This is a genomic window from Bradyrhizobium sp. 482_C4_N1_8 (genome assembly GCF_052075965.1).
Taxonomy (GTDB): Bacteria; Pseudomonadota; Alphaproteobacteria; order Rhizobiales; family Xanthobacteraceae; genus Bradyrhizobium; species Bradyrhizobium barranii.
Genome location: NZ_CP197231.1, coordinates 488287 through 501865 on the forward strand (window position 1 = coordinate 488287; position 13579 = coordinate 501865).

Consider the following 13579-nt stretch of genomic DNA (forward strand, 5'->3'; position numbering starts at 1 on the left):
CCCCTTTCGCGCCTTGTCTGGCCCGCCATCCTCGCCTATTAACGCCCCCAACCACAGGGGCCCTGCTCCTTACTTGGCGCCTTCAGGAGAGGTGGCAGAGTGGTTGAATGCACCGCACTCGAAATGCGGCATAGGTGCAAGCCTATCGGGGGTTCGAATCCCTCCCTCTCCGCCATATTAAAGCGACTTTGAGAACTCCCACCAAGGACAGTCTCTCTGCGTCCCAGCAGCCTCTGCTGTCGTCCCCCCGGGGACCGCAATCTGACGCCGCACTTGCGACTGGCTGCCAAGCTTCTCCACAATGCCCCTCGTGACGACCCGCCCGAGGATCATTCCGGATGACGGCTAAAATCGATCTGCTGACGCTGCAATTGTTCGTGGCGATCGTCGAGGAGCAGAGCATCGCGAAGGCGGCGGAGAAGAAGAACATTGCCGCGTCCGCGGTCAGCCGGCGCGTCTCGGATATCGAGGACCTGTTTCAGGTCGAGCTGCTGCATCGTCATTCGAAGGGGATCGAGCCGACACCGGCTGGCTTCGCCCTGCTCGAGCACGCCCGCATCATCCTGGGAAATCTCAGCAAGCTCGAGAGCGAGCTGACGGGATACCGGCAGGGCAAGCGCGGGCTGATCCGGATCTGTGCCAACAAATCCGCGATCCTCGAAGCGCTCGCCGACGAGCTCAGCCTGTTCCTGGAACGGCATCCGCTGGTCCACATCGACATCGAGGAGGATCTCAGCCCCGCGATCGTGCGTGCGGTGGTGGAGAACCGGGCCGACATCGGCATTTTTGGCGGCAACATCGACGGGCAGGATCTGGAGCTGCTGTCCTATCGCAGCGACAGCCTGGTCGCGCTGGTCACGCGCGACCACCCGCTGGCGGGCCGCGATAGCGTTCGCTTCCGCGAGCTGGTCGATTTCGACTTCGTCAGCCTGGAGAAGGGCAGCTCGATCGAGACGCTGTGTGTCAGGGCCGCCGCGGCACTCGGGCAGCACCTCAAGGTGCGCATCCGCGTCAGCAGTTTCGATGCGCTGTTCCGCGTCGTCGATGCCAGGATGGGGGTCGGAATCGTGCCGCTCGAGATCGTTCGCGACCGCTACGGCGTCGACAGTCTCGTCACCGTCCCGCTCGACGAGTCCTGGGCGCGACGCGACCTGGTCATCGGCGTGCGCGATTACAAGTCGTTGCCTTCGGTGACGAAGCTGCTGGTGGAGCATTTGCGGACCCATGATGATGCGCGTCTCACCATGGGCGGCGTCTCCGACCGGCTGACGGTCGTGCGCGGCCGAAGCTGACATCGCTCCTGCCGACGGCCTGCCATCGCCGGCCGCGATGGCTCCCTGCCCAACCGTCACTGCACATTTCCGCGACGGACTTCTATCCTGCTTCTCAAGCTCGCTGTCGGTCGGCATGATCGGCGGCAACACGGCACATCAGATGCCGAACAGGGGAGGACGGATCGTGGACACGCGTGGCCGCACGCTGCTGGCCAAAATCTGGGACCAGCATGTCATCGCCCATGTCAGCGATGACACCGATCTGCTTCACGTGGATCGCCATCTGCTGCATGACCTCGGCGGCTCCAGCGGCCTGATCAATCTCAAAAGCCGCAACATTCCGGTCCACAATCCCGAACTGACCTTCGCGACGCCCGATCATGCGATTTCGACGGCGTCCGGACGTGCCGGCACGATCAAGACCGGGTGGGAGCTGCTGGCGGCGTTGCGGACCGAGACGTCCGCCAGCGGCATCCGGCTGTTCGACCTCGACCAGCCGGGGCAGGGCATCGTCCATGTCATCGGGCCGGAGCTCGGTCTCAGCCTGCCCGGCTGCCTGATCGTTTGCGGCGACAGCCACACCTGCACCCATGGCGGGCTTGGCGCGCTCGCCTTCGGCATCGGCTCCAGCGAGCTCACGCATGTGCTGGCGACCCAGACCATCATCCAGCGCCGGCCGAAAACCATGCGGGTGACGTTCGACGGCCGGTTGCCGTTCGGCGTGACGGCGAAGGACCTCATCCTCGCCTTGATCGGCCATGTCGGAGCCGCCGGCGGCACCGGCTATGCCGTCGAATATGCCGGCAGTGCGATCAGGGACATGCCGATCGAAGGGCGGCTCACCATCTGCAATCTGTCGGTCGAGCTCGGCGCCAAGATGGGGCTGATCGCGCCGGATGAAACGACGTTCGATTATATCCGCGGCCGTCCCTATGCGCCGCAAGGCGAGATGTGGGAGCGGGCCGTCGCGGCGTGGCGGACGCTGCGGAGCGACAGCGACGCAATGTTCGATCGCGAGGTGTCGATCGACGTCGGAACCATCATCCCCCAGATCACCTGGGGCACCAGTCCCGAACACGTCCTTGGTGTCGATGGCCGCATCCCGGATCCCGCTGATATCGCCGATCCCGCGCGCCGCGGCGCGATCGAGATCGCGCTCGACTATATGGGCCTGAAGCCCGGTGCGCCGATCGCCGGCACGCCGGTGGATTGGGTCTTCATCGGCTCCTGCACCAACAGCCGCCTCAGCGATCTGCGTGCCGCGGCCGAAGTCGCGCGCGGCCGCAAGGTTGCGCCAGGCGTGCGGGCCTGGGTCGTGCCGGGGTCGGAGACCGTCAGGCGCGATGCGATGGCCGAGGGGCTCGACAAGATCTTCATCGACGCGGGCTTTGAATGGCGCGAGCCCGGATGCTCGATGTGCCTCGCCGCGAACGGCGAGACCGTGCCGCCCGGCCAGCGCTCGGTGTCGACGTCGAACCGGAATTTCATCGGCCGGCAGGGGCCGCGTGCCCGCACCCATCTGGCAAGCCCGGCCATGGCCGTGGCGGCGGCGGTGTCCGGCGCCATCGCCGACGTCCGAACGATGGAGCGCTAGATGCCGCAAGCCTTCACCAAGCTGACCGCGACTGCGGCGCCGATCATGCGCACCAATGTCGATACGGACGTCATCATCAGCATCAATCGCATGATCGGAAATTCCGTCCGCGGCAGTCTCGGAAAATGGGCGTTCGGTTCGCTCCGTTATTTGCCTGATGGCTCGGATAATCCGGAGTTCATCCTCAATCGCGAGCCCTATCGCGCAGCGGAAATTCTGGTGACGGGACCGAACTTCGGCTGCGGCTCGTCGCGGGAGGCGGCGGTGTGGTCGCTGCAGGAGATGGGCATCCGCGCCATCATCGGATCCGGTTTCGGCGACATCTTCTTCGCCAATTGCTTCCAGAACGGCATCCTGCCGGTGGTGCTGGACAAGGCCGTCATCGACGGCCTCGCCGCGGAGATCGAAGCGAGCCAGGGCGCGGGACGTGTCAGCGTCGATCTGCAGGAGCAGACGGTTACCTCGCCATCGGGCGTACGGCACGTCTTCGAGATCGATCCGCGCCGGCGTGCGGGTTTGCTCGAAGGCCTCGATGAGATTTCGCTGACGTTGCGGCGCGACCACGAGATCCGCGCATTCCAGGCATCCGACCGCGACGCGCGGCCGTGGATTCACTTTGCAGGACATCAGGCAGGACAATTGGCATGAACACGCTCTCGAACATGATCAAGGTCGCCGTGGTCGGCGGTGAAGGCATCGGTCCTGAAGTGACCGACCAGTCTCACCGCATTCTCAAATGGTTTTCGGCGAGGCGCAGCATTCCCGTGGCGCTGCGCGAAGCGCAATACGGTCTCATCCCCTATCTCGCGACGGGCAAGGTGTTGCCGGACGACACCGTCGAGGCGATGGAGGAGGCCGACGCGATACTCTGGGGCGCGACGGGTGGTCCTGAAACCACTGAGGTCCCTCCGGCAGCGCGCAAGGCGGGAAGCCTGCTGTCGTTGCGCAGCAAGTACGACCTTTATGCGAATCTCCGGCCCATCGTCGCCAATCCGGCGCTGGCGGACTCCGCGCCGCTCAAGGCCCCGGTGCTGAAGGATGTCGACTTCATCATCATCCGCGAGCTCACCAGCGGCATCTATTTCGGCGAACCGCGCGGCATCGAAACGCTGCCGGACGGCCAGCGCCGCGGTTTCAACACCCAGCAATACACCACCAGCCAGATTCGCCGGGTGGCGCGAACCGCGTTCGAACTGGCGCGGACGCGCAAAGGCCGGGTCTGCTCCGTCGACAAGGCCAATGTGCTGGAAACCAGCGTGCTGTGGCGCGAGGAGGTCACCGCGCTGCATCAGGCGGAATTCTCCGATGTGGAGCTGACACACCTCTATGTCGACAACGCTGCGATGCAGATCGTGCGGGCGCCGTCGCAGTTCGACGTCATGGTGACTTGCAATATCTTCGGCGACATTCTCTCCGATTGCGCCGCGATGGCCTCGGGCTCGCTGGGCATGCTGCCGTCGGTCTCGCTCGGGCCGCCGGACCGGCTGGGCCGCCGCAAGGCGCTCTATGAACCGGTTCACGGCAGCGCGCCTGATATTGCGGGCAAGGGCATCGCCAATCCGCTCGGCTCGATCCTCAGCGTCGCAATGATGTTGCGCATCACCCTCAATCGGCCCGATGATGCCACGCTGCTGGAGAAGGCCGTGGATACGGCGCTGGCTGCCGGCGCAAGAACGGCCGATATCGCCGAACCCGGCGCAAAAAGACTTTCGACCCAGGAGATGGGCGATGCGGTTCTGAACGCGCTCGACAAGGTGGTCGGCAAGGAGAGGGAGCACGCGTGATGAGGACTCGGGTCACCAGACGGGCCGCGTTGACGATCGTCGCCGGCGCCGGTGCGTCCATGGCGGCAGGACGGGCGTGGGCGGATACCCCGTCGGGCCGCGTGATCTATCCGGTGGCCATTCCGGTCTATCAGTCTCAATTCGTCGCCGACCGGGCCGGATTCTTCAAAGAGGCCGGCCTCGACTGCAAGCTGATCCAGGGCGGCAGCGGCGTGAAGACGCGCGAGATCATCGCTTCGTCCCAGGGCGATATCGGTATCGGCGACATCACCCACCCGATGCAGCTCAGCAATCACGGCCGCAGCGCGCGGGTCCTGATGCCGGTCGATACAAGAAGCAACGCGGCGATCTTCATCATCCGCAAGGATCTGTTCGATCAGGGCATCACCACCCTGGAGGCGCTGGCGAAGTGGAAGCGGCCTGACGGACGAAAGCCGATCGTCTCGGTGTCGTCGCTGGGCGGCACCAACCACGTCTGGGCGTCCTACTACATGGAAACCATGGGGCTGGACGACAAGGTGACCTGGATCGGCACCGGCAATGTCGACACCATGATGGGCACGTTGAAGACGAAGCAGGTCGATGTTCTCATCAACTCGCCATCGATCCTGAAGGATTCAGTGGAGCAGGGCTGGGGTGCGCTGTTGTTCGATGGAACGGACGAGGCAGTCTGGGCCAAGTATATCGGCGGCAAGGTCCCGGTGACGTCTCATTTCACGCTGCAGGCGACCATCGACAAGGACCCGCAGAAGATGCAGGCGTTCGTCACGGCGCTGTGGCGCGCCACCCTGTGGATCAAGGGGCACTCTCCCGAAGAGATCTATGATATGATCGAGCCTTACGTCGGAAGCACGTCGCGCGATGCGAATATCTTCGACAGCGGCGTCATGAAGAAGGTCACCGATTACGAAGGCATCATCGATGCCGCCAGCTTCGCGCGCGGTCAGAAGGTCTGGTTTCGTGAAATGACCGGCATCAAGCCGCTCGCGATGGCCGACGTTGTCAACACCAGCTTCATCGAAGCGGCACGCAAGGCCTATCCCGCTTGACGATCCAGGCCTTACACACGCCGCACGTCGATGCGCCGCCTGAGACGCGGCGCATCGACGTGCGCGGTTTGTGCAAGACGTTCCAGCTGGCGGGTACGGCCATCGAGGCCGTGCGCGACGTCTCCTTCAATGTCCGGCGCGGCGAATTCGTCGCCCTGCTGGGGCCATCCGGCTCGGGCAAGAGCACCGTCCTCAACATGATCGCAACCCTGGTCAAGCCGACCAGCGGTCAGATCCTGATTGATGGTACGCCCGTCGTCCCCGGACAGGCGACGCCCAATGTCGGCTATGTGTTCCAGCGCGACACCCTGTTTCCCTGGCGCACCGTCGCCGACAACATCGGCTACGGCCTCGAACTGGCGGGTGTCCCGGCGGCGGAGCGAAAGGATCGTGTCCGTGCCTGCCTGGCGCAAGCCGGGCTGCAGGATTTCGACAATGCCTATCCCTCGGCGCTGTCGGGCGGCATGCGCCAGCGCGCCGCCTTGATGCGAACGCTGGTCGTCGAGCCGCAGGTTCTGCTGATGGACGAGCCGTTCGGCGCACTCGACACCCACACCAAGATCGACATGCACGATGTGCTGCTTCGCATCTGGGAACGCGAGCAGCAGACCGTGCTGTTCGTGACCCATGATCTCGGCGAGGCCCTGACGCTGGCAGACCGCATCATTCTGTTTTCCGCGCGGCCGGGCCGGATCAAGGAGAGTTTCGAGGTGGATTTCGCCCGCCCGCGCAATGCCGTGAAGATCCGGGAGACGCCGCGTTACGCCGAGCTGTTTCAGCTGATCTGGCACTCGCTCGGCGAGGAATTCATCAAGGGCCGCAAGCCATGAGGCGCGCGCGCCGCCCCGGCAGAACGTTCGCATGGCAGATGTTGATCTGCATCGGCTTCCTGTCGATCTGGCAGTGGGGGTACGATCTGCACGGCCGCCTTCCCTGGCTGGTGCCGGATCTGCTCGACCCCTATTTCGTGTCCAAGCCGTCCGACATCTTCGAGCACTTCCTGATCCTGAGCTGCCTCAAGTCCAAGCTCGGCGTGTTCAACGGCTGGTTCAATGGCGAATTCACCCGCTGCATGGCGCGATCCGAGAACAATCTCTGGATCGCGACCGCCGTCACCCTGAAGAACACGTTCTTCGGTTTCGTCACCGGCGTCAGCAGCGGCTTTGCCGCGGGCCTCGTGCTCGGCCGTTCGGACCGGCTCAGCGCGATCTTCCAGCCGTTCATCACGGCGGTGAATTCGATCCCCCGCATCGCGCTGGCGCCGATCATCGTGCTGGCCTTCGGCATCGGCGATACCTCGAAGATCGTCACGTCGTGGATCGTGGTCGTCTTCCTGGTGTTCTTCAATACGTTCGAAGGGGCGCGCTCGATCGACGAGGGCTTCGTCAACGCAGCGCGGCTGCTCGGCGCCAGCGAGTGGCAGATCACCCGCACGGTGGTCATCCCCTCGACCATGGCCTGGGTCTTCGCCTCGCTGACGCCTGCGATCTCCTTCGCCCTGATCGGCGTGATCGTCGGCGAGTTCATCGGCGCGGAACGAGGAATCGGCCGCCTGATCATCGAATCCGAGGCGCGGGCGGAGGCATCGGGAATGATGGTCGCCGTCGTCGTGCTGATGCTGGTCGGCGTCGCGCTGTCCGCGTTGATCTGGCGATTGCAGGCCTATCTGCTGCGCTGGCAGCAGCATAATCTCGCGGAGTAGCCCGAGCAGCGGCCTGCGGATTACGACCCCGCCAGCACCGTCCGAGCCGTCGTCACAAACGCCTGCGCCGCCGGCGACAGCGTGCGTCCCTGACGCTGCAGCAGCGACACCGGGCGGATGATCGCCGGGCGTATCAGCGGTCTTGCGATCAGCGTCGGGAATTGATCGGCGGGCAGCATCGTTGCGGGGAGGATGGCGAGGCCGAGGCCTTGTGCTGTCATGGCGAGCGCGGTGTTGATCAGCGTGACCTCATAGGTTGGAGAAAGGTGCTTGCCCTGCGCACCGAGGGCGTGATCGATCTGCATGCGGATCCGCGTCTCGCGCCGCATCGCGATGGTCGGAAGCTGCGCCAGTTCGTCCCATGTCAGTGCGCGCCGCGCGGCGAAGTCGGCGGTGCGACGGCCGATCGCGCTCAGCCGCCCGCGGGTCAGCGTCTCGATCGTCATCTCCGCGAACTCACCTTCGACGCTGCCGATCGCGAACTCGGCATCGGTTGCGATCAGGCGCGGAACGAGATCGTCGGCGGCGACGTCGCGCATGTCGATGTCGATCTCGGGATGGCCCGAGCGGAATTTCGCGAGAACCTGCGGCAGCAGTGCCGAAGCGGCACCCGCCGACGCGACGAACGCGACGCGGCCTGCGCGCGCCTGCGCGAGGTCATGCATGCGCCGTGACAGGCCCAGCGCATCGCTCAGCATGCGTTCGGCGGCGTGAAAGGCCTCGTCGGCGGCCAGCGTCGGCTGCACCGAACGCGTGGAGCGATCGAACAGCTTCACGCCGAGCTGCACTTCGAGCTGCTGGATCAGGAGGCTCGCCGCCGATTGCGTGATGCCCAGCTCGCGGGCGGCCCGCGTGATGCTGCGCGTGCGATACACGCCGGTGAAGGCCCGCAATTGTCGCAAGGTGACATTCATAGCTAATTCTCATGAATTGATGAGTTCTTTCCGACTTATCGCATAAGAGGCCTTGCAATAAAATGCATACTGCGCGGGCAACGAATCCGCGATGATGCAAGGGGATGGAAACGAGCATGAGGACACAGGTGCTGGTCGTGGGCGCCGGGCCCGTGGGATTGACCGCGGCCATGGATCTGGCCTCGCGCGGGATCGACGTCGTCGTCGCGGAGATCCGCCACGCCGGCGATCCGCCCAGCGTCAAATGCAATCACGTCTCGGCGCGATCGATGGAAATCTTCCGCCGGCTGGGCGTCGCCGCAAAGCTGCGCGACGCGGGCCTGCCCGCGGACTTCCCGAACGATTGCTCCTATCGGACCACGGCGACCGGTATCGAGCTGTGCCGTATCGACATTCCCTCGCGCGCGCGCCGCTACAGCGCCACCGGCGGCCCCGACACCTGGTGGCCGACGCCCGAGCCGCCGCACCGTATCAACCAGGTCTATCTCGAGCCGATCCTGTTCAGCCACGCCGCCGCTCAACCGCGCATCACCATTTTGGCGCGCACGGAAATCACCGATATCGAGCAGGACGACGATCGTGTGGTCGCGCTAGGTCGCGACCTCGACAGTGGAGACGCGCTCCGCATCGAGGCCGACTTCGTGGTCGGCTGCGATGGCAGCCGCTCCCTCGTCCGCAAATCGATCGGCGCCAGCCTGTCCGGCACGCCGGTGATCCAGCGGGTGCAATCAACCTTCATCGAAGCGCCGCAACTGAAGGAGTTGATGGGCGCGCACAAGCCGGCCTGGATGGTGCTCTCGCTCAACCCGCGACGTTCCGGCACCACCGTTGCGATCGACGGCCACGACCGCTGGCTGATCCATAATCATCTGAGGCCCGACGAGCCTGAGTTCGACTCGGTCGATCGCGACTGGTCGATCCGTGCCATCCTCGGCGTCGACGAGCGGTTCGAGTACAAAATCCTCAGCAAGGAGGACTGGGTCGGGCGCCGGTTGGTGGCCGATCGCTTCCGCGACCGCAGGGTCTTCATCTGCGGCGACGCCGCGCATCTGTGGATGCCCTATGCGGGCTACGGCATGAACGCGGGCATTGCTGATGCCGTCGATCTCTGCTGGCAATTGGCCGCGCGTCTGAACGGATGGGCGTCGGCTGCGATCCTTGATGCCTATGAGGCGGAGCGCCAGCCCATCACCGACCAGGTGTCGCGCTTTGCCATGGATCATGCGATGAAGATGATGGCGCAGCGCGGCGGCGTGTCCACGGAGATCGAGGATGACACGCCGCGCGGCCACGCGGCGCGCGCTTCGCTTGCGAGAGCGGCCTACGATCTCAACGTGCAGCAATATTGCTGCGCGGGCCTCAACTTCGGCTACTACTACGATGCCTCGCCGATCATCGCTTATGACGGCGAAACCCCGCCGGCCTACGCGATGGGAAGCTTTACGCCCTCCACCGTGCCGGGCGCCCGCGCGCCGCATGTGTTTCTCCGCGACGGACGATCGCTCTACGACGCCTTCGGAGCCGGCTACACGTTGCTGCGGTTCGACCCGGCAATCGATGTGGCGCGGCTGCTCTCAGCCGCAGAACAGCGCGGCATGCCGCTCGCGCTCATCGACATCGCGCCGGATGAGGCGAACGGGGCCTATGCCGAGAAGCTCGTGTTGGCACGACCCGACCAGCACATCGCCTGGCGCGGGCAGGCCGCGCCCGAAGATCCGCAAGGCCTGCTGGCGCGCATCACAGGCGCTGCGGCGTGATCGAATAGCAGGCTGCCTGCCAACGGCACGGCAGCCTGGTTGGCCTACAAACAAGAATACGTAATGGGGGAGGAGAAATTGTTTCACGTTGCAAGGCGCCGCATTCTGGCCGCGCTGACGGCCGCGACTTTCGCCGTGCTGCCGCTGGAGGCCGGTGAAGCAGCCTATCCGGACCAGTTGATCAAGATCATCGTGACCTTCCCGCCCGGCGGCAGCGCCGACACCGTCATCCGTGCGCTCGAGCCGCTGGTCACCGCGGAGCTCAAGCAGAGCCTGGTGATCGAGAACCGCGCCGGGGCAGGGGGCAATATCGGCATGGCCGCGGTGGCCCAGGCCAGGCCCGACGGCTACACGCTCGGCGTTGCGCCGGCGGGCGCACTGACGGTGAACCCGCACCTCAATTCGTCGATGCCGTTCGACCCAAAGGATCTCGCGCCGATCACCCTGCTGGCGGAAATTCCCTTTGTGCTGGTCGCGTCCGCGGACGTGCCCGCGCGCAATGCCGCAGAGACGATCGCGCTCGCCAAGGCGAAGCCGGGCGCGCTGTCGATCGGGCATGGCGGCAATTCGACCGCGATGCATCTGACGGCCGCGCTGTTCACGCAGAAGGCGGGGATCAGCATGGAGCTCGTTCCGTATCGCGGGACGGCGCCGGCAGCGGTTGATGTCCTTGCGGGACACGTCCCCTTCGCGGTGCTGGATATCCCCGCATCGAGGCAACTGATTCTCGAAGGCAAGCTCAACGCCGTCGGCGTCTCCTCGGTACGTCGCCTCCCATCCTTGCCCGATGTGCCAACCCTTGCCGAGAGCGGTATTGCGGGCTTTGAATCCGTAGGCTGGTTCGGGCTCGTTGCTCCCTCAGGCACGCCCGCGGACGTCATCAGCAGGCTGAACGAGGCTTTCACAAAAGCCCTGAAAGACCCGGTGGTGGCCGAGAAAATCCGGACCCTCGGCGCAGAGCCCGCGCCGACCTCGCCGGAGCAGTTCGGCCGCTTCATTCAGAGCGAGAGCACGAAATGGGGCAAGCTCATCAGCGAGGCCGGCATCAAGGCGAATTAGGCCGCGTACCCATAAACCCGGTGCGTCATGTGACTGGTGGCTTCGTCCGCTTTGCTCCTATAACCGAAACCACCATGATCGCGGCGTGCTAATCGAACCTCGTGGTGCCAAACGGAGGCCGTATGAGTCAGTTGAGGTCGATGTACCCACCCATCGAGCCCTATAGCGCTGGTACCCTCGACGTTGGAGAAGGTTACCGGGTTTATTACGAACGGGTGGGGACGCCGGGCGCGAAGCCGGCGGTCTTCCTGCACGGCGGACCGGGCGGAGGTTTGTCCCCTGAACATAGGCGTCTGTTTGATCCCAATCGATATGATGTCATGCTCTTCGATCAGCGAGGATGTGGGCAATCAACTCCGTATGCGGGGCTCGAAGCGAATACGACTTGGCATTTGGTATCGGACATCGAGCGCTTGCGTGCACTTGCAGGCGTCGACAAATGGCTCGTGTTCGGTGGCTCGTGGGGATCGACTCTCGCGTTAGCCTATGCAGAAACGCATCCCGACCGCGTCAGCGAGCTTGTTCTCCGTGGCGTCTACACCGTCACCAAGGCGGAGCTGCAATGGTACTATCAGTTCGGCGTTTCAGAGATCTTTCCGGAGAAGTGGGAAAAGTTCCAGGCACCGATACCCCTGAGCGAGCGAGGCGACATGATTGCGGCGTATCGCAGCCGGCTGACGGGCGACGATCGAGCCACCCAGCTCGAGGCAGCCAAGGCTTGGGCTATTTGGGAGGGCGAAACGATCACGCTGCTGCCTAATCCAGCATTCTCGACATCGTTTGGCGACGACCAATTTGCGCTCGCGTTTGCGCGATTGGAGAACCACTATTTCGTTCACGATTGCTGGCTGGAGGATGGGCAACTTCTGCGCAACGCTCACCGCCTCCGCGGTATCCCGGGAGCCATTGTTCACGGCCGCTACGACATGCCCTGTCCAGCCCGATATGCGTACGCGCTGCATAGGGCGTGGCCTGATGCCGCATTCCATCTGGTCGAGGGTGCAGGTCATGCTTGGTCGGAGCCAGGTATCCTCGATCAACTGGTGCGCGCCACCGATCGCTTCGCGACAGCACCATAAAGAGGGCAACGACGAAGTCGGAATAAATCCGGGCGCAGAAGAGGAGAATCGTCCGTTGGTGACGGGCTGGTCTCTGGGGCCGCATCATCGACACGCTGGGTGCTTGCTACTCCACGTAAGAAGAGCGTCTGCGACACGTCGATTGTCCGCGTGCATCAGCACTGAGCGCTTCTTCAACAGGATCAAGCAATGCCGTCGTGTGGCGACGCGTTATGACAAGCTTGCCGCCAACTATCTCGCCTTCGTCCAACTCGCTTCAATCAGGCTATGGCTTGGCGCTAATGAGTCCACGTCCTAGGCCTTCCTCTCCGCCGCTCAAGCTTGCTTGTTCTGACGGAGCCGTGACGGCCAGCCGATCCTGACCAGGGTCTCGTCCGGGTCCGACAGCGCAAACTCGTACATTCCCCACGGCGTGTCCTCCGGCCCCCGTCCGTTGGCCAACTCGCCCGAAAACTCTCGCGCGAGTTCGTCGACGGCCTCGGTGTAGAGATAGAGACCGAACGGGTTGCGGCCTCTGATCAGCCAGCCTTCGACGGCATCGGTGAGATGGAGATGGCCGCCCTTTCCATCGGAGAGGATGCGATAGCTGTCCTCACCGTCCTCCGGCTTGTCGCCGTCCGCGCGCGTAAAACCGAGCCGGGCGTAGAATTTCTCCGAGGCGTCGAGGTCGTTGCAGGGAAGGATGGACGTCAGTGCGTGAGTTGGCGTCATGCGAATCCCTTTGCAGTAGACTGCCGATACGTGGGGACGGAAGGTTCAAAGTCGTCACGGCCCGCCGTCCCGACCAGCTTGCGTCCTTTTGAAGACGACCTTATAACCTCGCGCAGGTGCCGAAGGGGCGCCTTCCCGCACAAGAGGCTCTCACCCTTCGAGAGGTTGTCCGTTTTCTTCCGGCGATACGATCCTTCGATCGGCATCCGGGAAGGCCAACGATGACGAGCCCTTTGTTCGGCAATAGCGGGAGTGTCGGACGCCTCATCGGGGTTGTCATGAACACCGTATTCTCGTCGGGCGCTGCGATGCTCGAATTCCCAAGCACGTGCGATGAATTGTTGCGTGAAATCAAAATTCGCGCGCGGTTACGCTTGAACGATCTGACCAATGAATCGCCGGACGTCATATTCTACGCACGCTGGATATCGAGGCGGCGACGCTGGGCGTGGCCCGCGAAATGGAAGTTCCCGCGCTCGGGAACGCGCAGACCATCGGGACTGCGTTGCAGTCGACCAAAGTACAGCTCGTGATCCTGGACGGCCTGACCCATGAAGCCGAACTGAGTGCGGTCGATCTCGTCCTGCCTCGAGTTCGTCAGTTTCTGCATGACGGGTCATCATCATGACGGCCGGTTACTCACTCGGTTCGACCGT

13 protein-coding genes, 1 tRNA gene and 1 pseudogene are annotated in these 13579 nt (G+C 64.0%); 12 read left to right on the forward strand and 3 right to left on the reverse strand.

Features of this window, described 5'->3' with window-relative positions:
* Positions 1-85: 85 nt before the first annotated feature.
* The 8 genes from AB7Z56_RS02305 to AB7Z56_RS02340 all read left to right on the forward strand — a co-directional run bounded on the left by AB7Z56_RS02305 (position 86) and on the right by AB7Z56_RS02340 (position 7403).
* Positions 86-175 (forward strand) — tRNA-Ser (locus tag AB7Z56_RS02305).
* A 163-nt stretch (positions 176-338) separates the two neighbouring features.
* On the forward strand, positions 339-1292 hold the full coding sequence (locus tag AB7Z56_RS02310) for a LysR family transcriptional regulator (RefSeq protein ID WP_063980444.1): 954 nt from the start codon (positions 339-341) through the stop codon (positions 1290-1292).
* 142 nt (positions 1293-1434) lie between these two features.
* Entirely contained in the window at positions 1435-2868 is a 1434-nt protein-coding gene (gene leuC, locus AB7Z56_RS02315) for a 3-isopropylmalate dehydratase large subunit (protein ID WP_425364319.1), read from the forward strand.
* Positions 2869-3516: a 3-isopropylmalate dehydratase small subunit gene (leuD, locus tag AB7Z56_RS02320; protein WP_014490573.1), complete on the forward strand. Its 648-nt coding sequence runs from the start codon at positions 2869-2871 to the stop codon at positions 3514-3516.
* Positions 3513-4652 (forward strand): 3-isopropylmalate dehydrogenase, encoded by a 1140-nt coding sequence (leuB, locus tag AB7Z56_RS02325; RefSeq protein ID WP_063980445.1) that lies wholly within the window; start codon positions 3513-3515, stop codon positions 4650-4652. Before leuD ends, leuB begins: the two co-directional genes overlap by 4 nt.
* Positions 4652-5701 (forward strand): ABC transporter substrate-binding protein, encoded by a 1050-nt coding sequence (locus AB7Z56_RS02330; RefSeq protein WP_063980446.1) that lies wholly within the window; start codon positions 4652-4654, stop codon positions 5699-5701. The genes leuB and AB7Z56_RS02330 overlap by 1 nt, the downstream gene beginning before the upstream one ends.
* On the forward strand, positions 5698-6531 hold the full coding sequence (locus tag AB7Z56_RS02335; RefSeq protein WP_187387865.1) for an ABC transporter ATP-binding protein: 834 nt from the start codon (positions 5698-5700) through the stop codon (positions 6529-6531). Before AB7Z56_RS02330 ends, AB7Z56_RS02335 begins: the two co-directional genes overlap by 4 nt.
* Positions 6528-7403 (forward strand): ABC transporter permease, encoded by an 876-nt coding sequence (locus tag AB7Z56_RS02340; RefSeq protein WP_063980447.1) that lies wholly within the window; start codon positions 6528-6530, stop codon positions 7401-7403. Before AB7Z56_RS02335 ends, AB7Z56_RS02340 begins: the two co-directional genes overlap by 4 nt.
* A gap of 20 nt (positions 7404-7423) precedes the next feature.
* Here the strand turns inward: AB7Z56_RS02340 and AB7Z56_RS02345 are convergent, their stop codons facing one another.
* On the reverse strand, positions 7424-8317 hold the full coding sequence (locus AB7Z56_RS02345; protein WP_441256150.1) for a LysR family transcriptional regulator: 894 nt from the start codon (positions 8315-8317) through the stop codon (positions 7424-7426).
* A 116-nt stretch (positions 8318-8433) separates the two neighbouring features.
* Between AB7Z56_RS02345 and AB7Z56_RS02350 the strand changes: the two genes are divergently transcribed.
* The 4 genes and pseudogenes from AB7Z56_RS02350 to AB7Z56_RS02365 all read left to right on the forward strand — a co-directional run.
* The gene (locus AB7Z56_RS02350; RefSeq protein ID WP_084795325.1) at positions 8434-10074 is read left to right on the forward strand and encodes an FAD-dependent oxidoreductase; all 1641 of its coding nucleotides are present in this window, start codon (positions 8434-8436) and stop codon (positions 10072-10074) included.
* Between the two features lie 78 nt (positions 10075-10152).
* Positions 10153-11133: a Bug family tripartite tricarboxylate transporter substrate binding protein gene (locus AB7Z56_RS02355; protein ID WP_063985999.1), complete on the forward strand. Its 981-nt coding sequence runs from the start codon at positions 10153-10155 to the stop codon at positions 11131-11133.
* Positions 11134-11255: 122 nt separating this feature from the next.
* A complete protein-coding gene (gene pip, locus AB7Z56_RS02360; protein ID WP_063980450.1) occupies positions 11256-12212 on the forward strand; it encodes a prolyl aminopeptidase in 957 nt (318 codons plus the stop codon).
* Between the two features lie 163 nt (positions 12213-12375).
* Positions 12376-12510 (forward strand): annotated as a pseudogene (locus tag AB7Z56_RS02365) (IS5/IS1182 family transposase); the annotation flags it as partial.
* Positions 12511-12527: 17 nt separating this feature from the next.
* On the opposite strand, the gene AB7Z56_RS02370 reads toward AB7Z56_RS02365, so the two are convergent.
* Positions 12528-12923 carry a VOC family protein gene (locus AB7Z56_RS02370; RefSeq protein ID WP_063980451.1) on the reverse strand — a complete coding sequence of 132 codons (396 nt, stop codon included), beginning with the start codon at positions 12921-12923 and terminating at the stop codon, positions 12528-12530.
* A gap of 412 nt (positions 12924-13335) precedes the next feature.
* Entirely contained in the window at positions 13336-13533 is a 198-nt protein-coding gene (locus AB7Z56_RS02375; protein WP_063980452.1) for a hypothetical protein, read from the reverse strand.
* Between the last annotated feature and the right edge of the window lie 46 nt (positions 13534-13579).

Bases quoted from the DNA above. Each gene is read 5' to 3' on its own strand.
- AB7Z56_RS02310 (WP_063980444.1), top strand. From the start codon at position 339: ATGACGGCTAAAATCGATCTGCTGACGCTGCAATTGTTCGTGGCGATC.
- leuC (WP_425364319.1), top strand. From the start codon at position 1,435: ATGCCGAACAGGGGAGGACGGATCGTGGACACGCGTGGCCGCACGCTG.
- leuD (WP_014490573.1), top strand. From the start codon at position 2,869: ATGCCGCAAGCCTTCACCAAGCTGACCGCGACTGCGGCGCCGATCATG.
- leuB (WP_063980445.1), top strand. From the start codon at position 3,513: ATGAACACGCTCTCGAACATGATCAAGGTCGCCGTGGTCGGCGGTGAA.
- AB7Z56_RS02330 (WP_063980446.1), top strand. From the start codon at position 4,652: ATGAGGACTCGGGTCACCAGACGGGCCGCGTTGACGATCGTCGCCGGC.
- AB7Z56_RS02340 (WP_063980447.1), top strand. From the start codon at position 6,528: ATGAGGCGCGCGCGCCGCCCCGGCAGAACGTTCGCATGGCAGATGTTG.
- AB7Z56_RS02345 (WP_441256150.1), bottom strand. From the start codon at position 8,317: ATGAATGTCACCTTGCGACAATTGCGGGCCTTCACCGGCGTGTATCGC.
- AB7Z56_RS02350 (WP_084795325.1), top strand. From the start codon at position 8,434: ATGAGGACACAGGTGCTGGTCGTGGGCGCCGGGCCCGTGGGATTGACC.
- pip (WP_063980450.1), top strand. From the start codon at position 11,256: ATGAGTCAGTTGAGGTCGATGTACCCACCCATCGAGCCCTATAGCGCT.
- AB7Z56_RS02370 (WP_063980451.1), bottom strand. From the start codon at position 12,923: ATGACGCCAACTCACGCACTGACGTCCATCCTTCCCTGCAACGACCTC.
- AB7Z56_RS02375 (WP_063980452.1), bottom strand. From the start codon at position 13,533: ATGCAGAAACTGACGAACTCGAGGCAGGACGAGATCGACCGCACTCAG.